This window comes from Streptomyces kaniharaensis (assembly GCF_009569385.1).
GTDB lineage: Bacteria > Actinomycetota > Actinomycetes > Streptomycetales > Streptomycetaceae > Kitasatospora > Kitasatospora kaniharaensis.
This window is the reverse complement of sequence record NZ_WBOF01000001.1, coordinates 6,108,637-6,127,540: the sequence shown is the minus strand read 5'-3', so window position 1 is coordinate 6,127,540 and position 18,904 is coordinate 6,108,637. Positions and strand designations below refer to the sequence as shown.

General features: G+C 70.3%; 16 protein-coding genes, 1 tRNA gene and 4 pseudogenes. 12 read left to right on the top strand and 9 right to left on the bottom strand.

Annotation, left to right across the window (positions count from 1 at the left end; all coding sequences use genetic code 11):
• Window positions 1-111 precede the first annotated feature (111 nt).
• The gene (helR, locus tag F7Q99_RS27380; RefSeq protein ID WP_153465608.1) at window positions 112-2,274 is read left to right on the top strand and encodes an RNA polymerase recycling motor ATPase HelR; all 2,163 of its coding nucleotides are present in this window, start codon (window positions 112-114) and stop codon (window positions 2,272-2,274) included.
• A 30-nt stretch (window positions 2,275-2,304) separates the two neighbouring features.
• Here the strand turns inward: helR and F7Q99_RS27375 are convergent, their stop codons facing one another.
• The 3 genes from F7Q99_RS27375 to F7Q99_RS27365 all read right to left on the bottom strand — a co-directional run bounded on the left by F7Q99_RS27375 (window position 2,305) and on the right by F7Q99_RS27365 (window position 5,732).
• Window positions 2,305-3,483: an NAD(P)/FAD-dependent oxidoreductase gene (locus F7Q99_RS27375; RefSeq protein ID WP_153465607.1), complete on the bottom strand. Its 1,179-nt coding sequence runs from the start codon at window positions 3,481-3,483 to the stop codon at window positions 2,305-2,307.
• Between the two features lie 193 nt (window positions 3,484-3,676).
• Window positions 3,677-4,621 carry an NAD-dependent epimerase/dehydratase family protein gene (locus F7Q99_RS27370; protein ID WP_153465606.1) on the bottom strand — a complete coding sequence of 315 codons (945 nt, stop codon included), beginning with the start codon at window positions 4,619-4,621 and terminating at the stop codon, window positions 3,677-3,679.
• 169 nt (window positions 4,622-4,790) lie between these two features.
• Window positions 4,791-5,732, bottom strand: coding sequence for an alpha/beta hydrolase family protein (locus tag F7Q99_RS27365; protein WP_153465605.1), 942 nt, complete (start codon window positions 5,730-5,732; stop codon window positions 4,791-4,793).
• A 296-nt stretch (window positions 5,733-6,028) separates the two neighbouring features.
• On the opposite strand from F7Q99_RS27365, the gene F7Q99_RS27360 reads away from it, so the two are divergent.
• The 3 genes and pseudogenes from F7Q99_RS27360 to F7Q99_RS27350 all read left to right on the top strand — a co-directional run bounded on the left by F7Q99_RS27360 (window position 6,029) and on the right by F7Q99_RS27350 (window position 7,874).
• On the top strand, window positions 6,029-6,619 hold the full coding sequence (locus F7Q99_RS27360; RefSeq protein ID WP_326847157.1) for a TetR/AcrR family transcriptional regulator: 591 nt from the start codon (window positions 6,029-6,031) through the stop codon (window positions 6,617-6,619).
• A gap of 159 nt (window positions 6,620-6,778) precedes the next feature.
• Window positions 6,779-6,852: transfer RNA gene (locus F7Q99_RS27355), tRNA-Met, on the top strand.
• Window positions 6,853-7,003: 151 nt separating this feature from the next.
• Window positions 7,004-7,874 (top strand): annotated as a pseudogene (locus F7Q99_RS27350) (transposase).
• Between the two features lie 182 nt (window positions 7,875-8,056).
• Here the strand turns inward: F7Q99_RS27350 and F7Q99_RS27345 are convergent.
• Window positions 8,057-8,509, bottom strand: coding sequence for a peptidoglycan-binding domain-containing protein (locus F7Q99_RS27345; RefSeq protein WP_153465603.1), 453 nt, complete (start codon window positions 8,507-8,509; stop codon window positions 8,057-8,059).
• A gap of 233 nt (window positions 8,510-8,742) precedes the next feature.
• On the opposite strand from F7Q99_RS27345, the pseudogene F7Q99_RS41585 reads away from it, so the two are divergent.
• Window positions 8,743-8,817: pseudogene (locus F7Q99_RS41585) on the top strand (aminoglycoside phosphotransferase family protein); the annotation flags it as partial.
• Here the strand turns inward: F7Q99_RS41585 and F7Q99_RS41580 are convergent.
• A pseudogene (locus tag F7Q99_RS41580) lies at window positions 8,816-8,946 on the bottom strand (IS5/IS1182 family transposase); the annotation flags it as partial. The pseudogenes F7Q99_RS41585 and F7Q99_RS41580 sit on opposite strands and share 2 nt — an antisense overlap.
• A 128-nt stretch (window positions 8,947-9,074) precedes the next feature.
• Between F7Q99_RS41580 and F7Q99_RS27335 the strand changes: the two are divergent.
• Window positions 9,075-9,482, top strand: coding sequence for a hypothetical protein (locus tag F7Q99_RS27335; RefSeq protein ID WP_153465602.1), 408 nt, complete (start codon window positions 9,075-9,077; stop codon window positions 9,480-9,482).
• A gap of 559 nt (window positions 9,483-10,041) precedes the next feature.
• Here F7Q99_RS27335 and F7Q99_RS27330 read toward each other — a convergent pair.
• Window positions 10,042-10,218 (bottom strand): hypothetical protein, encoded by a 177-nt coding sequence (locus F7Q99_RS27330; protein ID WP_153465601.1) that lies wholly within the window; start codon window positions 10,216-10,218, stop codon window positions 10,042-10,044.
• Between the two features lie 83 nt (window positions 10,219-10,301).
• Between F7Q99_RS27330 and F7Q99_RS27325 the strand changes: the two genes are divergently transcribed.
• From F7Q99_RS27325 to F7Q99_RS27315, 3 genes are all read left to right on the top strand, one after another.
• The gene (locus F7Q99_RS27325) at window positions 10,302-10,745 is read left to right on the top strand and encodes a hypothetical protein (protein WP_153465600.1); all 444 of its coding nucleotides are present in this window, start codon (window positions 10,302-10,304) and stop codon (window positions 10,743-10,745) included.
• A 660-nt stretch (window positions 10,746-11,405) separates the two neighbouring features.
• Window positions 11,406-11,885: a ricin-type beta-trefoil lectin domain protein gene (locus tag F7Q99_RS27320; protein WP_153465599.1), complete on the top strand. Its 480-nt coding sequence runs from the start codon at window positions 11,406-11,408 to the stop codon at window positions 11,883-11,885.
• A gap of 354 nt (window positions 11,886-12,239) precedes the next feature.
• Window positions 12,240-12,722, top strand: a complete 483-nt coding sequence (locus F7Q99_RS27315; protein WP_153465598.1) for a hypothetical protein — start codon at window positions 12,240-12,242, stop codon at window positions 12,720-12,722.
• 173 nt (window positions 12,723-12,895) lie between these two features.
• Here the strand turns inward: F7Q99_RS27315 and F7Q99_RS27310 are convergent, their stop codons facing one another.
• Complete coding sequence (locus tag F7Q99_RS27310) at window positions 12,896-14,119, bottom strand: IS4 family transposase (RefSeq protein WP_326847156.1); 1,224 nt, start codon at window positions 14,117-14,119, stop codon at window positions 12,896-12,898.
• Between the two features lie 582 nt (window positions 14,120-14,701).
• On the opposite strand from F7Q99_RS27310, the gene F7Q99_RS27305 reads away from it, so the two are divergent.
• The 3 genes and pseudogenes from F7Q99_RS27305 (at window position 14,702) to F7Q99_RS27295 (ending at window position 16,575) form a co-directional block, all read left to right on the top strand.
• Window positions 14,702-15,292, top strand: a complete 591-nt coding sequence (locus tag F7Q99_RS27305) for a DUF6939 family protein (RefSeq protein ID WP_153465597.1) — start codon at window positions 14,702-14,704, stop codon at window positions 15,290-15,292.
• A gap of 96 nt (window positions 15,293-15,388) precedes the next feature.
• Window positions 15,389-15,844, top strand: a complete 456-nt coding sequence (locus F7Q99_RS27300; protein WP_153465596.1) for a hypothetical protein — start codon at window positions 15,389-15,391, stop codon at window positions 15,842-15,844.
• A gap of 42 nt (window positions 15,845-15,886) precedes the next feature.
• Window positions 15,887-16,575, top strand: a pseudogene (locus tag F7Q99_RS27295) (HNH endonuclease).
• A 76-nt stretch (window positions 16,576-16,651) separates the two neighbouring features.
• Here the strand turns inward: F7Q99_RS27295 and F7Q99_RS27290 are convergent.
• Both F7Q99_RS27290 and F7Q99_RS27285 read right to left on the bottom strand, forming a co-directional pair.
• Entirely contained in the window at window positions 16,652-17,755 is a 1,104-nt protein-coding gene (locus F7Q99_RS27290) for a hypothetical protein (protein WP_153465595.1), read from the bottom strand.
• A 319-nt stretch (window positions 17,756-18,074) separates the two neighbouring features.
• Window positions 18,075-18,773, bottom strand: a complete 699-nt coding sequence (locus F7Q99_RS27285; RefSeq protein WP_153465594.1) for a hypothetical protein — start codon at window positions 18,771-18,773, stop codon at window positions 18,075-18,077.
• Window positions 18,774-18,904 lie beyond the last annotated feature (131 nt).

Genomic DNA, 18,904 nt, shown 5'->3' with positions numbered 1-18,904 from the left:
TCAACGTATAGCGCACCAGGGGCCTTGCGGCAAGGCCCCGGTCGTACCTCAGAATCGCTCGCCGAGGCCAAGAACCTGCGGAAACGGGAGATTCACGAAGTGCACGCGTTTTTGTCGGACGACACGACCCCTCTGACCACCAGTGCGTTCGACCTTCCCGACCACCTCTCCCCAAAGGCCGACCCGGCGCTGATCGCCGCCGACGAGCGGCACTTCGCGGCCGTCGCCGAGAGCCTCGACCGGACGATCGCCGACATGTCGGACCGCCTCGACGCCCTGCGCCGGGCCCCGGGCGGCATCGGCCGGGACGCGATGGACCGGGACGTCGAGATCCACCGGCTGACCGGTCGCCTGCGCACCCTGCGTCGCTTCGGTGCGGACCTGTGCCTCGGACACATCGTCAGCACGGACGACCTCGAGCCCGTGTACATCGGACGGCTCGGCCTCACCGACAGCACGGGCCGCCGACTGCTGGTCGACTGGCGCTCCCCCGCGGCCGAGCCGTTCTTCGCGGCGACCCACGGCAACCCGATGGGCCTGGCCAGGCGCCGCCGGTACCGCTGGACCCGCGGCCGGATCGGTGACTACTGGGACGAGGTGTTCACCGCCGAGGGACTCGAAGGGCACGCCGCGCTCGACGACCAGTCCGCCTTCATCGCCAGCCTGGGCGCCAACCGGTCGGACCGGATGCGGGACGTGCTCGCCACCATCCAGGCCGACCAGGACGCCATCATCCGGGCGGGATCCCGCGGCGCTCTCGTCGTCGACGGCGGTCCGGGCACGGGGAAGACCGTCGTCGCCCTGCACCGCTCCGCCTACCTCCTCCACTCCGACCCGCGCCTCGGCCACCGTCGGGGCCGCGTGCTGTTCGTCGGTCCGCACCAGCCCTACCTGGCCTACGTCGCCGACGTCCTCCCCAGCCTCGGCGAGGAGGGCGTGCGGACCTGCACCCTGCGGGACCTCGTCGCCGAGGGAGCCGGCGCCGCGATCGAGACCGATTTGGACGTGGCTCGCCTGAAGTCGTCCGCGGACATGGTGAAGGCCATCGAGAAGGCCGTCCGGCTCTACGAGGAGCCGCCCACCGAGGGGATGACGGTCGAGACCCACTGGTCCGACCTCTGGCTCACCGCCGACGACTGGGCCGAGGCGTTCGACGCGCCGGAGCCGGGCACTCCGCACAACGAGGCTCGCGACCAGATCTGGGAGGCACTGGCCACCATCCTGATGGACAAGTACGACCTCGACGACGTCTCGCCCGACCTGTTCCGCAGGTCACTGCAGCAGGACCGGGAACTGGTCACGACCCTCAACCGCGCGTGGCCACTGCTCGAAGCGGCCGACCTCGTCGGCGACCTGTGGTCGGTCCCCGCCTACCTGCGGATGTGCGCCCCCTGGCTCGGCCGCGACGAGGTCCGAAGGCTGCAGCGCGAGGACGCCCAGGCCTGGACGGTGTCCGACCTGCCGCTCCTCGACGCGGCCCGGCACCGCCTCGGCGACCCCGAGGCCGCACGGCGCAAGCGCCGGCACGACGCCACCGTCGCCGCCGAACGCGCGCGCATGGCCGACGTCATCGACGACCTCCTCCGGGCCGACGACGACGGCGAGGGCGCGGTCACCATGCTGCGCGGGCAGGACCTGCGGGACAGCCTGATCGACGAGACCGCACTGCCCGGCACCGACCCGGAACCTCTCGCCGGCCCGTTCGCGCACATCGTCGTGGACGAGGCCCAGGAGCTGACCGACGCCGAGTGGCAGATGCTGCTGCTCCGCTGCCCGTCCCGGAGCTTCACCATCGTCGGGGACCGCGCCCAGGCCAGGCACGGGTTCACGGAGTCGTGGCGCGAACGGCTCGAACGGATCGGGCTCGACCGGGTCGAGGCGGCCTCCCTCAGCGTCAACTACCGGACGCCGGAGGAGGTCATGGCGGAGGCCGAGCCCGTCATCCGCGCCGTACTCCCGGACGCCAACGTGCCGACCTCCATCCGCCGCAGCGACATCCCCGTCGTCCACGGATCCGTCGCGGAGCTCGACTCGATCCTCGACACCTGGCTCGCCGCACACGCCGACGGGACCGCCTGCGTCATCGGCGATCCAACGTTCCGGGCGACGTCCCGCACCCGGTCGCTGACCCCCGAGCTGTCGAAGGGGCTCGAGTTCGACCTGGTCGTCCTCGTCGACCCGGAGGCGTTCGGCGAGGGTGTCGAAGGAGCGGTCGACCGCTATGTCGCGATGACCCGGGCGACCCGGCAGCTCGTCATCCTCACGAGCAACTGACACCGGCCCGTCCGCAGAGCCAGGCCGGGCTCAGCCGAGGAGGTAGCCTGCTCCGCCCGCCCCCGCGACGGCGGCCACACCCGGGGCGGTGGCGCGCAGCGGCCTGGCCCACCGGTAGGTGCCGGGCCGACGGCGTTCCGCCCGCAGGGCGCCGACGGTGTAGCGGTTGATCCACTCGTTGATCCTGGCGGCGGCGCGCCCGGTGATCACCGGGCGGTGCGGCGAGTCGTCCGCGCGGACCGGCTGGATCACCGCGTCGTCGCGGCCCAGGCTGACGCACTGCGCGACGTAGCGGAAGCGGAACGGCTTGGGCTCACGGCCCTTGGCGAGCGCATCGATGACCTCGGCGGCGTGGGCGCCGGTCGGCATCGCCGTGGCACACGCCATCCGGAGCTCCCCGATGCCGGGAGCGTGCACGCGCGCGGCGTCGCCGACGACCAGCACGTCGGGGTGCGAGGTCGAGCGGAGTGTGGCGTCGACCAGGGCACGCCCCCGGGCGTCGACGGCCAGGCCGGCCTCGGCGGCGAGGGTCGGAACGGTCAGTGCCGCCGCCCAGACCACCACGTCGGCGCCGATCTGGCCGCGGTCCGTCGACAGCCCGCCCGGGTGGACGGCCGTCACCCGGGTGTGCGCGTGGACGCGGGCGCCGAGCCGTTCGAGAGCGGCGGCGACATGCCGGCGTCCCCCGGCCGACAGACCCGCACCCGGTTCCCGCCCGGTGACCAGCCGGACCTGCCAGCCGGTGGCGGCCTCCGCGAGCTCGGCGGCCAGCTCGATGCCGGTCAGCCCGCCCCCGACGACGGCCAGCGTGCCGCCACCCTGTGCCAGCCGGGCACTCAACTCGCCCGCCCGCTCGACGGTGTAGGCGTGCTCCGCCACGCCGGGCACCCCGGCGGTGTCGGTCCGGCTGCCGAGGGCGTACACCAGGCGGTCGTAGCCGACCACCACGCCGTCGTCCAGCGTCACCGTCCGGCCGTCCGGGTCGAGTGCGACGACCCGGGCGGCGACCGTGGTGACGTCGCGCCCGGCCACCAGCTCACCCAGCGGAACGCTCGCGGCCGCACGGCCGGCGGCCACCTCGTGCAGCCGGATGCGCTCGCTGAATTCGGTCCTCGGATCGATCAGCGTCACCCGGTGACGACGGCTCACCCGAAGGGCCGCCGTCAAACCCGCGTACCCGGCACCGATGACCACGACGTGCTGCTGCATCGCACTGCTCCTCCCCTACCCCGCGCTGCTCTCCGCGCGGCTTCACAGGACTGGACCGGGCAGCCCGCGAAGGTGTGACATCGGCCCCGCACAAAGAGGCACGCCCCGGGCGGTCTGCCTGGGGGTGTCTGGCCCGGCCGGGTACCCGCTGTCGTCGAGGCGCCGCCCCGGGCCACACGCCGGTGTCACCCGGTCAGCGCTTGTTGCCGGCGCGCAGCCACGCGATGTAGTCGGCGGCGGCTCGCTCGGTGTCGTACTCGGGCCGGTAGCCGGTGTCCCGCGTCAGCCGGTTGATGTCGAGGACGAGGTGCGGTGCCTCGCCTCCGGTGGGGAGGTCGACCTGGGCGCCGGGGACCGCCTTGCTGATCGCCTCGATCAGTTCGGCGTTGGTGGTGGCCCGGCCGGAGCCGACGTTGTACGTGCGGTGGTTGAGCTTGTCCGCGAGCTGGAGAAGGGCGATCGCGCGCCCGGTGTCCTTGACGTAGGTGAGGTCGATGCCGTCCTCGGCGAAGGCAGGCCTCACGAGGTGCGAGAGGTCGGGGGCGGTGCCGTGCGCGGCGGCGTGGACGAGGGCGGGCGCGGCGAAGAACGGGTCGGGGTGGCCGAGCGGGCCCCAGGTGCCCGAGATCCGGTAGTTGACGATGTCGATGCCGGTGGTGTCGGCGAGGAAGTCGCCGAGCATTTCGCCGATCTTCTTGAAGGTGGGGATCGAGACGGGTGCGTGCATCGACAGCGGAGCGTCCTCTCTGAGCGGTCCCTCGCCGGCGGCACCGAGGTAGACGCCTATCGTGCTGGCAACGCCCAGACGCCGTACGCCCCATTCCTGCGCTGCCTGCGCGATGTTCAGTAGTCCGCCCAGGGCCTGCCGGGTCGCCTCGACCGGCGCGTCGGGGACGGGCGGCCAGGGGTGGGACCCGGCCAGGTGCACGATGCCGGTGATGTCGTGGCGCCGGCCGATGGCGAGCAGGGCCTCGCGGTCGTTGATGTCCGCCGGCTCCACGGTCATGCGCGCGTCCTCGAGGAAGGCCGGGAGTTGACGGGTGCTGCGCTGGACGACGACGCAGTCTTCGCCCAGATCGAGAAGCGCTCGCGCGGTGTGGGAGCCGATGAAGCCGAGCCCTCCGGTGACCAGGATCATGTCGTGCCCTTTCTGGATCGTGTGGTTCTCGCGCTCACACCAGGTGGAGTTCGCCGGCCATGGCGGAGGGCGTGATGAATGCGTCGCTGGCCCGCCGGGCGGGGCCTGCGGGGTGGGCACCGGGTGCCCGCGTCCGCATGCCGCGCGGCAGATCTCGCGACCCGCTCGGCTACTTGCTCTGCAGCGTCCCCAGCGGGTCGGGGGCCGCCTGAAGCGCTGAGGCGGCCGCCTCCCAGCCGGTGTCCGCGGGATCGAGGGCACTGTGCAGGAAGGCCGTGGTCAGGTGCTGGATCAGGGCGACGCGTGCGGGGTTCTCGTCGGTGGTCTCGGCGACCTCGTAGCCGGGGATGCCGCCGAGCGAGTGCTCCGCCCCGAACAGTGTGAGCAGGCTCTTGGGAGCCGGGCTGTAGGTGTAGGGGTCGGTGAACCAGTCCGGTCCGCGCGTGGACAGGTGGGACTGGTCCTTGTCGCCGGCGACGACGAGCGCCGGGGTGGTCATGGTGTCGAAGGACGGCTTCATGAAGGGGAAGTGCTCGGCGGCGAACGGGGTCAGGTCGTCGCCGAGGCCGGTCAGCGCGAGCAGCACACCCGCCTTGACGCGCGGGTCGGACATGTCCTGGCCAGGTACGCCGTCGGCGTCGAGAACGCGCGCACCCAGCAGCGCGCTCACCGTCTGGGCTCCCCAGGAGTGGCCGGCCACGGCGATGCGGCCCTGGTCGACGCGCCCGGCCAGGCCCGGCACGGACGCTTCCAGCACGTCGAGTCCGTCGAGAACGCGCGTGATGTCCTCGATGCGGAAGCGCCACATTCGCGGCGTACGGGGATCCTCGGCGGAGATGCGGAGCGTCCGGGAGTCGAGGTGGGTGGGCTGGACGACCACGAAGCCGTGAGCCGCCCAGTGGTCGGCCAGCGGCGCGTAGCCGTTCATCGACCAGCCGAAGCCGTGGGAGAAGACGATCACGGGCAGGCCGCCGCCGCCCGCCGGCGCGGACACGCGGACCTGGAGGTCCTCGCCCCGGCCCGGGGCGGGCAGGACGACCGGCTTCGCCGACACCACCGTGGTGGGCGCGCCCGTGTGGTGCCGCACGTGCGTGGTCTTCGAATCGGACATGGAAGTGCCTTCCATTCGGTGCTTTTTCGCACGCTCGGGTTCGGTGGCCCGGCAGCCGGCGATGTCGCAGGCCGGGCTTAGGGCGGAAGAAGTGCCTGAGCCTCCGCGTCCGTGTGCCGCGGTATCGGCGCTGGGCGCGGTCGGCGCGCACTCTTCGCCCCAGGTGGAGCGGGATGACGACAGCGAAAGGCTGACGGCCGTCCCGTCTGTCATCATGGATGAAGCGGAACCTTGCTCCACTTACGATACGGAACGCTGTTCCGTTTTTCAAGGTCGATATTGAAAGGAGTGGCGCGGTGAACGACAGCGGCCAGGAGGCGGGCAGTTCGGCCCGGTCCAAGCGCAAGGACGCCCGGCGCAACCAGCAGACCCTGCTGGAGGCGGCCGCCGCGGTCTTCGTCACTTCCGGCGTGGATGCACCGGTGCGGGACATCGCGGCCAAGGCCGACGTCGGGATAGGCACGATCTACCGCCACTTCCCCACCCGGGCGGACCTCGTCATCGCCGTCTACCGCCACCAGGTCGACGCGTGCGCCGAAGCCGGCCCGGCCCTGCTGGCCGCCGGCCCGACACCTCACGCCGCCCTCGCGGGGTGGGTCGACCTCTTCGTCGACTTCCTGGTCACCAAGCACGGACTCGCGGCCGCGATGCAGGGCGACAGCACCGGATTCGAGGCACTGCACGCCTACTTCCTCGAACGCCTCGTGCCGGCGTGCACCGAACTGCTCGACGCCGCTGCCACCGCCGGCGAGATCCGCACCGACATCGATGCCTACCAGCTCATGCGCGGCATCGGAAACCTCTGCATCGGCGCCGAGGACGACCCCCGGTACGACGCACGCCGGCTCGTCGCACTCCTCGTTGCAGGACTGCGTCCAGCGCACTGACCAAGACGCCCGCGAATGACAGGACTTCACATGAACGGCCCCTGCCGGAGCAAGATCAGAAACGGGCCGCCGAACCCCTACCGTCCCCGGAATGCCCAGATCATGCGAGGAATGGATTCGCGTTCTGCTCCCGACGTGCCGTAGAGTCGGGTTCACCGACGCGGGGTGGAGCAGCTCGGTAGCTCGCTGGGCTCATAACCCAGAGGTCGCAGGTTCAAATCCTGTCCCCGCTACGATCAGGCCGGGCCCGGCGTGTCTCGACGCACCGGGCCCGGCCGGTTTTTACGGCTCTTCCACCGCATGTGTGGGTGCTCTGAGCTGGGCTGATACGCGAAACACGCCGTCTCCTGCGTATGGTTCTTGGCCTCTGAGGTCAAGATCCACATGCAGGAAGACGGCGGCGTGTCTGCGAACAGGACATGGAAGAAGCTGCTGACGGTCGAACGGGCCGTGGTCAAGCGGGTTGAGATCGACCAGGACACCGGCGTGCTGGTCGCCGGGGTGCGCCCGAGGGCGCGGGAACGGGGTCGGTGCGGGTCTGCCGCCGCCCTGGGCGTGGCTACGACCAGGGGCGGGGCCGGCGACGCTGGCGGTGCCTGGACGCCGGCACCACCCAGGTGTTCCTGGAGGCCGACGCGCCCCGGGTGGCCTGCCGCGAGCACGGGGTGGTCACGGCCGCCGTCCCCTGGGCCCGGCACGGCGCCGGCCACACCCACGCCTTCGACCGGCAGGCAGCCTGGATGGCCACCGAGTGCTCCAAGTCCGCGGTCGCGCAGCTGATGCGCACGTCCTGGCGCACGGTCGGAGCGATCGTGGAGCGGTTCGTGGCCGACCGCGATGCCGGTCTCGACCGGCTGGCGGGCCTGCGCCGGATCGGCATCGACGAGATCTCCTACCGCAAGGGGCAGCGGTACATGACCGTGTGCCTGCGCACGGTCTTCGCCACCGCCCCGCGAGCAGGACGCCGGCACAGCCGTCGACGCCCTGGACGGGTGGCTGTCGTGGGCACAACGCAGCCGCATCGAGGCGTTCGTCGAGCTCGGCCGCAGGGTCCGCCGCCACCGCGAGGCCATCGTCAACGCCCCTGGTCGAGAGGCTGTCGAACGGGTTGATCGAGTCCACCAACACCAAGACGAGACTGATCATCCGCCGGGGCTTCGGCTTCCGCACCGCCGACGCGGTCGTCGCCCTGGTGATGCTCACCCTCGGCGGCGAACGCCCGACACTGCCAGGGCGCCAACTCGCTCCAGCATGACCCACACATCAGTCAGAAGAGCCGTTAATCCTCTGCAAGCCCTGACTGAACGGCGTTGGTACTAACCCGCTGCCCCGCTCCCATGCGGCACCAGGTCCTCGCCGGACCGCCAGCCGCCCTCGGGGCGCCGGTCTGGCCGAGCAGCCCCGCCCGACCAGACCCACGCGGCACTCCGGGTTGGCTCAGCAGCCCGTGGCGTTGTAGTTCCAGAACGCGGTCCTGGTTTGCGTTCCGGCGACCCCGTCGGGGGTTCCGGCGTTGAAGCCAACGGCGTTCAGGAACTTCTGCAGCGCCGTGATCGTGTTGGGTCCGACGACCCCGTCGACGGTACCGGCGTTGTAGCCCCAGGCGTTGAGCATCCTCTGCGCTGCCTGCCAGCTGTTGGTACCCAACTGCCCGTCGACGGTACCGGCGTTGAAGCCCCAGGCGTTCAGGCAGCTCTGCCAGTTCATGGCCCTGGCTGTACTCAGGCCGAGGTTGTTCACTGCGAGGAGGGAGACGTGCGGGCTGCTGACCGCGGGCTTCGCCGCCTGCTGGGGGGCCGCAAGGCTCACACTCGCGCCCGCAAGACTCCCAGCGGCGATCCCGACGATGGTGGCCGTGGTGACGAGTGCCCTTGCCAGAGAAGATCGCATTGCTTCCTCTTTCCGAACGGATTTTGCAGGGCCTTTGACGCGACCGCCGTCACCGGCCATCCGCGCAGGCCCAAGGGTTGCCGGAATCGTGCGGCTAGAGCTAGTACGAATATGGCCTACTGCCACGTAGCACCTAATTCACGCCAAAGTGGCAAGCGTCTGCCCCACCTTCTCCAACCCGTCCCTCGAAACGAGCTGCACCCAATCGGGAATGACTGACCCTTGGACTCCTAGCCAAAAACCGCCATGTCGCCGAGGCCGCGCTGCGGCCGTGGACTCCGGTGTTCGCGCACGGCGACCTGCAGATCCCTCAGCCTCGACGATCAGGTGGTGCTTGCTGCCAGCCTTGCCCCGGTCCACCGGGGACGGTCCGATGGCCGGCCCGCCCTCATCACGCGGATGTGGCTGGAGTAGACCGCGGCGCGAGAGAGGTCCAGCAGGTCCTGCGGCCCACAGACGTCGGGGCCGCCACCGCTATCGCCCGGCCGAGGAAGATCGACCGGCTCCCGCAGCGCGTGTCGGTGGCGCCTGGTAGGAAAGAAGCGCAATCACCAATGAGGAAATCGTGGCCGTCGCCCGAAACTTGACGGACGCGAGCATCGGGCTGCGATGGAGCGCGGACGACCTGCGCGACCTCGTGGCCCGGCTCGGCTGGAAGTGGGCCGGGGAGGTGGACGGCGGGATACGGCTGACGTGCGGGCTTCCCGGCGGGGACGCGATGCTCGTGCCGGTGAACGCGCGGGCGCGCGCATGGGCTCCGTCCCAGGAGTTCCTGGAGCTCGTGGTTCCGGTGAGCCGGCCGGCTGCTGAAGTCCCGGCACAGGTCGACGAGTTCCGGAGGGCCGCCGACGCGGTCCGGCAGGTCCTCGGCGACGCGACGTACCTCGGTGCTCACGGGCTGACCTGCCCGTCCGGCTATCGGCTGGACCCCCCTGGGGAAAGCCCTTCCTGCGCTGGCGCCAGGGCGCGGTGACCCTGGAGCTGCGCGCCGGCGAGAGCGGACCGGAACTCGTGTTGCAGGCGAGCGCGGTGTGGGAGTCCTGGTACGCCCAGTGCGGGGAGGGTTTCGTCGGGGTGTTGGAGGGCTCCGGACTTGAGCTGGAGCACCCTCGCGGGGAGTCCGCGGGGGACTGGGAGGAGCTGCGGACCATTCTCGGGGGGTTCCTGCGGACGCTGCCCGCCGAGACCCGGGCTACCGGCCTGTCCCAGGGCATGCCCCTGTACGGGTATTCGATCAGCAACGGGCCGCTGCTGTTCGGCATCGAGTGCGGTGACGACGGCCTGCTGGTCTCGTACACCGAGGCCGACGTTGCCGAGGCCGCACGCGGGGAGCGGGCCGCCGCCCTCGGATGGACCCCGATCGACGAGTCCCTGCCGTCCGGCCCTGCCCCGGCCTGGCCGCCCGGCCGGTGCGGGGAGCCCTGGCCGGGCTGCGGCCCCGGTAGGGCGTGTCGGGCCTCGTTCCCAGGCGGGACCGTCCTAGCAGTTGATCAAGAAGCAGGGCTGTGCGGATTGAGCGTCACCAGGTCGTGTCAGCAGGTGAGCATGGGGAGCCCGGGGAACCCGAGGCGGTACTGGCGGCGGTGCCCCGCCACGCCCTCGATGAGGCGGTACCCGGCCTCGCCTCCGACGCGCAGCCCGGACGCGGACGCGATGCCGGCGGCGCAGGCCGTACGCACGATCAGGTCCGCGAGGACCTGGTTGTCCACGCGTCGTACTTCATGCTCTCGCCCGACGACCGCCCTCGGGCAGGCCGGCCTACCCTGATCCACGACAGGGGGAAGGAACCGACGTGGAACTGACGGCCCGCGACAAGCGCTGGATAGCCGTGTTGGGGTTGATCGGGGTCGGGGTGTCGGCATGCTACGCGTCGGGTGATGACTATCCGCTCCCGTACAAGAGACGGGACGCATCAGTTCTCGGCCGAATCGCGCTCGACGACCCGTCCACGAGAAACACGACCGTAGCAGCGGACGACCGCACGATCACGATCGAGGTCGCCTGGAGCGGCTGCGACGACAAACCCGACCTGGTGACACGGGAAACGGCGAACCAGGTCACACTGCTGTTGAAGCGCCGGGACGCCTCGGGCCCCGGGATCGGATGCGAGGACGGCGGCATCGCCCAGCTCAAGGCCGTCCTGCACCAGCCACTCGGCACCCGCACCTTGGCCGACGCCGTCACCGGCAAACCCGTCCCGTACACCCACAACCAACGACCGCCGACCACAGGCTGAGAGCACGACGACGGCCGCTACGCTCCTCCACGACCAGCGGCAGGCCGAAGCGACCACCGCTGAACCGCTCGACCACCACGCCAGGGGCAGCGCGTTGCGCCAGTGGCAGTTCAGCTCGAACGCCCGCCGCTGCTCCGTGCCGGGCGGTCCGCCGAACGGATCCGCGAGGACATGACCCCGGCAGACGCAGCGGAGCAGCCCATACGGCTTGTCAGAGATGGCGGTCATAATCGCGGTCGTCGTGATCACCGGATCTGCTGGAGGCCCTCGTTGGAGGGCCACGTTCCGGACCTGTCGCCAGCGCCGCGTCCACCTCGACCACACCCCCATCCCTGCCAAGGCCGCCAAGGTCGGCAACCCCCACAGCTGGGCATCGACGGCCGCCGGATGCCCCTCCTCCAGATGCCCCGCCAGCCGCTTGCGGCGCGGCACTGCGGCCGTGCTTCCGCGGCCGGTCTTGGCGCACGCTCCGGGATCTCTCACCGCTTGACACATGCCAGATCACCCCATGATTACCCGTTCGGATGAATGCGTCTCGTAGCACTGCTAGTTCGTCAACGAGCAGTGCTACCAATTGCTGTGCACTCAGGCATGGGCTTCGAAAACACCTAATGGTCGCGTGCGAATTGCACGGCCTGCAACGAGAACGGAAGCTTCCTCATGGCAATCGCACTCCGCAAGACGCTCGCCGTCGCCACGCTTGCGCTGACGGCCTCTTTCCTGCCGGCCGGTGAGGCTGGGGCCGCCCACGCCGCCCACTCGACCCCGCGCACCCCCGGTCTCTACTGCCTCGCCAACACCTGGCAGACCCCGAACGTCTCCACGAAGCCGTGCAACTCCACCGACCTCGGCCAGCACTGGACCCTCTCGGGAGAGCAGATCTCCCTCACCAATGCGCGAGGCTACTGCCTCGCCAACGCCTGGGGCACCCCGGGTGTCTCGGTGAAGCCGTGTAACCCCACCGACCAGGGGCAGTACTGGACCGTCTCCGGCGAACAGATCTCCCTCACCTTCGCCCCGGCCTACTGCCTCGCCAACACCTGGCAGACCATGAATGTCTCCACGAAGCTGTGCAACGTTGCCGACCCCGGGCAGCACTGGGTGATCTTCAATGACCAGATTAGTCTGGCGCTCGCCTGATACGCCCATTGCCGTGCCCGCGGAAGGTCGGAGGCCCCCGGGCACGGCCCCGCCAGTCGCCCGCTGATACGCAACCTGCTGGCCAGGTGGAAGCCGTAGGCGCCGGACCACCTCTGGGATCAGGATCCGCGCAGCGTCGAACTGAGGCTCATGTAGCCGCCCAAGGCGTCGCAGGTGAGGAAGCCGCCGGCCTTGAGCCGGCCGAAAGTTGCCGCGAACTCCTGGGGGCTCTCCATGGGGCCAGCTCCCGACTGTCATAGCGCGGCGCGCCGGACCGCGTGGCATACTCGACCGTGGCAGCCGCCAGGAGTTCGCCTGTGCCAGGCGGAACTTCGATCTAGGAACCCGCAGACGATGCCCGAGCAGCAGCAGGACGAGCCGCAGCTCACCCACGACGACGCCGAGCGCTCGCTCGCCATGCTTCGCCATGCCCGCGCCCACCACCGCGCCGCCACCGGATGGCCGAACAGCCAGCTCATCCCCTTGGTCTTCGAAGCGTTCACCGCCGGCGGCCTGTCCATCGACGTGATCGCAGTCGAGCTCAACATCGCTGAGGACCGGGTACGGGCCGTGATCGACGGACACATGTTGTTCGCGTACCGGGTCGACCTGCAAACCACGTACGGATGGGAGGTCGACGATTACGTAGAGCGTGCGCCCGTCGAGATCGTAGACATCGACCCGACGCGCAATGCCGAGCAGTTCGCACAGACCACCGCCGACGAGGTGCTGGCCGGCCACGACCCGGACGTGATCAACGTTCGGGTACTGGTCTGGGCCGTCCGCCCCGGACGTGACGAGGACGCCGCCGCGGTCGTCGAACGCTCTCGCAGCTAGCCCCAATGCCAGTGACTTAAGTTGTGTCCCGCTGGGTGATCGTGACGGTGGCCGGTTGGGGCGGTGGCCAGTTGCGGTGTTGGGCGCGTTTGAGGGGCCAGTTGGACATCTTGCGTTTGATGACGTGGGGGCAGGTCCGGTGGCGGCGTTCGGGCAGCAGGCGTTCGGCGATCTCAGCCAGGGTGCGGGTGAGTGCCCTGGCGAGTCTGCCGGGGGGAAAGTCCCGCCTGGGCGGGTACCTGGCGGCGTACAACCCGCAGGCTGCGGGTGAAGGACAGCCGGTCGGGGTCGATGCCCTGGTGCAGGGCGGCCTGGTGCATCAGCTGTCGGATCGCGTAGTGGACGAGCAGGAGGCCGTAGACCTCCTGCTCGACTCCCCACGGGTACTTGGAGCGCAGGACGAGCCTGGGGCCGCGCTGGTGGGTCTTGATCTCGTCCAGGGTGGTCTCGATCTCCCAGCGCTGGACGTAGAGTGCCGCGAGTTCGGCGGCTGGTGCCTCCTTCGGGTCCAGGAGGGTGGTGACCAGGCGGTAGACGGTTGCCTCGCCAGTGCGGGCCAGGGTGTACTCCACGACCCGCACCGTCACCGGGTTGCGGCGCGTCCCGCGGTCCCGCTCGGCGTGGATCGTGCTGAGGTAGGAGCCGTCGTCGAGCACCCGCGTCACCGGCAGCGCCGCGTTCTTCTTGACCCGCCACAGCAGGTCCGCGCCGGTGGCCCGCGCCTGCTGCCACAGCTCGAACCCGTAGAAGCCGCGATCGGCCAGCAGCAGCATCCCCGCCCGCAGGTGAGCGAACAACTGCCGGGACAGGGTCTGCTCGCTGACCGACAGCGGCCCCAACGCGGCGCCGAACACGGTGTGGGTGCCGCACTCCGCCAGCCCGACCAGCCTGGCCTGCGGGAACGCGCCGCTCCCGCGCCCTGATCCCGGCCGGCCGAAGAATTCGTCGTTGGCCTCGGTGTCCGCCAGGTCCAGCGTGGTCCCGTCCACCGCGACCGGCTGCCAGCGCCGGTACCAGGCACCCGCCGTCCCGGGCACCACCACCGGACGGCATACCCGCGCGAACAGCAGCCGCAAGGGCTCCGGGCCCAGCCGCCGGCGGGCCCGCCCGATCGCGGCGGTCGTGGGCACCCGCCACGACCGCCGCCCGTCCCCGAGCCCCTCACCCAGCAGCCGGGCGACCTCTTCATAGCCCTGCCCGAAGAACAGGCACATCGCCAGGACGAAGTACACGACCACCCGCGCCGGCAGCAGACGGCTGCGTTTCTCGCCCCGCCCGGTCTCGGCGATCACCTCATCGACCAGACCCGGCGGAAACGCCTGGGTCAGCACCCCGATCGCGATCCGGTCCGACAACCGCTCACCCGCAGGCGACTTGACCTGCCCCACCCTCGCCACACCACAACCAACGAGGCACGGACCACAAAGTCACTGGCATTGCAGCTAGCCCCCTACGCCGTTACCAACCCGTGATCCAGGGTTCGAACGCCTCCGGCGTGCCCGGAATCGCCACCACGCCAGCCCCGCCTACCCGGTGGGGCTGTTCGCGTTCCACCTGCCTCGGGGCCAAGTTCTTGGGGGTGGGTCAAGTTCTCGGGGTCGGTAGGCCTCCGGGGTACAGGTGGAGTGCAGGCCGCCAATGGAGGACGGGGCGTGGTTCGACCGCAGGGCGCAGCTGCGGAAGTGGCGGCGGCGGTTCGCAGTGTGGCGGGGACTGCCGACTGCGGCCGGACGAGGCGAGTGCGAGGTTCGCCTCGCCATCAGCCCAAGGGTGTCCCGGGGGTACTGAACTCGTGATCACCCGGAGATCGTGCCTGCCTTCGTTCCACACCTGTCTCCGAACCGCCAGCCCATACCAACCGTCTGAATCGACAGCAACGGACAAGACCGAACGACGCCGCCCTACGTGGTTCCGTGGGGTGATGTCAGTGGCATCGGGGATGCTGGGTGGCTCATGTCACCGAGGCAGGGAGTCTTCAGATGTCGATCCGTGTTGCCAGCCGTCGCCGTGCGATGACGTCACTGACCACCGCATTCCCCGGCGCGGAGATCATCGACGTGACCTCCAGGGCATCCGAACCGTGGGTGCGGCTGAGCCCGTTCTACCCCCACGGCGGCATTCCCGTTCCCTACTGCGACGGCGTGACCAGCCAGTCCGTCGAAGGGATCTGGCAGGCCCTCAAGGTCTTCCAGGAGTCAGATGTCGACCCCGCCAAGCTCAGGATCCCCACGATGAAGGGGCTGAAGCGGACGGTGCGTCGACACGGCCCCGTCCAAGGCCACCGCACCGGTCTGCATGGCGACCAACTGCTGCCCTACGAGACCGCCCGGCGCCGGATCTATCTGCCGGCCTACCGATGGGTCCTCGAACACCGCGTCGCCGATCTGGTCGATCGGCTCCGCGACAAGAAGGATGTTGTACTCCTGGACTACACCACCAACGGCGATGTCACCGATCCCGCCAGCCCGCTCTCCCACGCCGCGCTCATCCAACTCCACATAGAAGGCCGCTGGCCCGATGAGGGTGACACGATGCTGCCGACGCGGTCAGCGATCGAATGCGCTGAGTGATCCGGCGGCGGGCGCACCCACGTCCGCGCCGCCGGCGCGATCCTCCTGCTCTTCGGACAGGAGGTCACCCGGATCGCCGCGCTGCCCACCGACGCCGTGACCGTGCGGACCGGCGAGCCCGTCCTCGTCCTGGACCAAGTGCCCATCCGCCTGCCCGACCCCCTGGCCCGGCTCCTGGCCGACTTCGCCGACCGGCCGCGGCCACCGGGCTGGGCGGCGAACCACCCGAACCACTGGCTCTTCCCCTCGACCGAGCCCGGCCGACATATCACCGGCGCCGCACTGGTCCGCCGCCTCACCGCCCACGGCATCCCCAGCCGCCCGGCCCGGGCCGCCGCCCTCGTCCAACTCGCCCAGGACATGCCCTCGGCCGTCCTCGCCCCCATGCTCGGCCTCAACCTCATCACCCTCACGCGATGGCGCGCCCGCGCGGCCACCGACTGGACCGCCTACCTCCAGGCCCGGACCTCCAACCGGGCAGCGACGCACCGCGGCTCCGCTACCGCCCCGGCCGGTGTCAACCCGGACGGCGGCTCGCCGACCACCGGGTGACGGTACGCTGGCAGCCCCGCCCGGGCCGGTAGCCCTTGCTGCATGATCACTTCTGCCTGGTGGCACCGAGGCGCCAGCACCGTCGCCGCGCTCGCCCTCGCCCTGATCCCCGCGGCCGCCCCGGCCGCCGCCGCAGCCGAGCCGACCGCTCCCACCGCTGCTGCTGTCGCCCGGCACCGTCAGTTCCCCGAGCCGCCCCCGGCCGAGCAGGCCCGCACCGAGCTGGACGAACTTGTCGTCGAGGCCCCGCACTCCATGGAGGGGTACTCGCGGGACCGCTTCCCGCACTGGATTAAGCAGTACGGCACCTGCGACACCCGCGAGGTCGTCCTGCAGCGCGACGGCCAGGACGTCGTCCAGGACGACCAGTGCCGAGCCGTCTCGGGCACCTAGACCAGCCCCTACGACGACAAGACCTTCACCGACGCGAAGCAGCTGGATATCGACCATCTTGGCCCGTTGGCGGCGAGTTGGCGGCGGGCGCCGACACCTGGACCACGGACAAGCGCAAGGCCTTCGCCAACGACCTGACCCATAGCCAGCTGGTCGCGGTCTCCGCCGCCTCGCACCGAAGCAAAGCCGACAAGGGGCCGGACGCCTGGCGACCGCCGCTGTGGTTGTACTGGTGCACCTACTCCCGGGCCTGGACCGACATCAAGCACGTCTACGGCCTGTCCGTCACCGAGCCGGAGAAGACGGCGTTGACCGAGATGCTCGACACCTGCGCGTAGCCGTCGGCCGCGTCGTCGGCCCGCCTCTGTCTCTCGGGCGGGCCAAGCGGTGGTTGCTCGGGTTGTGGTTCCGGTTTCAGCCGTCGAAGCGGAACCAGCGGAAGCCGTAGTCGAGAAGTGCCGTCAGGGTTCCGCGGTGGAGCGCGGCGAAGCTGATTCCCGCATCGGTCCCGTCGGTGCTGACCGCCGTGATCAGGCCGGGGGCGACGAAGAACCTCGCGGCGTCGTGGGCCGGCAGGAACGGGCTCAGCGGCACCGACCGGAGCGTGCTCAGCAGCGGATTCAGGCTCGCGGCCGGCAGGCGGTAGGTCCAGGCATGGTACGGGGCGGCGATCATGGCCTCGAAGAGGGTGAACTTCAGGAGGAAGCGGCTGAGCGGTTCGTGTTCGACGGTCGTCTCCTGGTAGGCGGCGCTCTGGGGGTCTTCGGTCTGCCACACGACGGGATCGGATCCGTCCTGCTCCCGCGATGGCCAGGGGATGGACCAGTCCCGGTAGCCCTGCGCCCACCGTGCGAAGACCAGTCTGTCCCCGAGCGGTCCGCTGGCAGGCTCCGGCTGTTCCAGGACTGGGTCGTGGAACTCGCGGAGGGCTGGACGCAGACGGGCCAGGCGGTGGAACGCGGCCAGCGCCTCCGGCAGGTCACCCTGCGCTCCCGCCCCGTCGTTCCCCGATGCTTCCACCTGATCGGCAGGGAACCAGCCGAGGGCGAACGACTCCAGGGCCCGGATCGGGTCCGACTCCACCTGGTCGACCCAGTCCACTCCCGGTACCGGACCGATGGCTTGGACCGGTCTGACCGCGTCCAGCGCCGCTCGGCTCAGCGGCTGGTCGAACTCCAACTCGATCTGGTCGAAGCCGTCGCATCCCCAAGTTGTTCCCCGGCGGAGTGCGGTGCCAAGAGGGAGGTATCCCTGCTCAAGTCGTGCGAACAGCTGAGTGGGTGGGCCATCGCAGGAGCCCAACCGTGAGCGGAGGTCCGGCACCTTCTCCCCACACAGGAGGATCCTGCTGGAGTTCTGCACGCCGGTCTCCGGGTCGTCTCCGGGTATGAGGATGACGACAGTGGCGTCCGTTCCTGCAGCGATGAGCGCCGGCCCGAGCGTGTAGTGCCGGAGTCCGGCGCCAGCAGCGGACAGTACCGCCGTCTCGGTGATCAGGTGCGGAAGCGTCTGTGCCATGCCGTCACCTTAACCACGGGGACGGACAGCACAGGCGATCGGCCCTGCTACAGCAGCGGACGCCTGCCCGGTTGCTGCTTGCCGGAATATGGCAGGTTCGGAATGACGCTCCCCGCCAGTCGCCGATGTGGCTGTCGGCGCCCTGCCGTAGAGTCCACCGCCGTGACGACGCTGATGACCTGCGCCGGTACGCCGGGCCCGGCCGGCCAGCCACCCGGACCGGGCAACGAAACACCCGACTGCCCCGCCTGTTCACAGCCCATGCCGCTGGCCGTCCGGCTCGAGGAGGGCCACCACGCCGCGACCGCCATGACCGGGGTCACATGGCGGGGAGACTGTTCGCCATCTCCCGGAAGCGGGCGGACGGCCGCATCATGCCGTTGTCGCCGACGTTCAGGTTCTCCAGCCAGCCGTCCCGGTACCAGAAGATCGACGAGGTCAGCGGGGCCGGGTCGTTGACCTGGAGCTGCTTCGACAGGTCGATCATGAAGCGGATCGCGTTCAGCGACGAGCCGCTGCGGATCGGCGCTGCGCAGAACGCGTTGCTCGTCGGCAGGGTGACCAGCGCGCCGTGGGGCAGGTCGGTCCCGCCCAGGGCGTTCTCCAGGCGCAGGGCCTGGGCGGCACCGGGCCACGCCCCCGTCCCGTTCACGGCGTAGAGGACGTCGCCGTTCGTCGCGTTGAAGGATTGCCGGTTGAGCTGCTCGGTGGTCAGGTTGGCGAAGGCCCGCTCCCAGAGCTCGGCCCGGCTGACGCTCCACTGGTCGGCGGCGTGCTCGGCTATTGACAGGGCCTCGGTCGCCCCGCCCCGCTTCCCGCCGTTCACGCACAGGACGACCGACAGCTCGTCGTCGATCTGCCGGGCCATGGGGTCGGGGCCCAGTGCGCGGGTCGGGGTGACCAGCAGCCGCAGCCGGTCCCGGACCTCGAAGACCGAGATCCTGGCCAGCGCCTTGCACGGGCCGTGCTCGTCGCACAGCGGCTTCGGAAGGTTCTTGCGATTGCCGAACAGCGGCATAGGTGGCTCCCCCGGGGTCGGTACGGTAGTCAGACCAAAGTCACAGCATCCCACTGGAGTTCGCAGCCGTCCCCTGGATCATCCGATTCTCAGACTACGCTTGGACAGTGTGTCATTCGTCGGCCGGATGT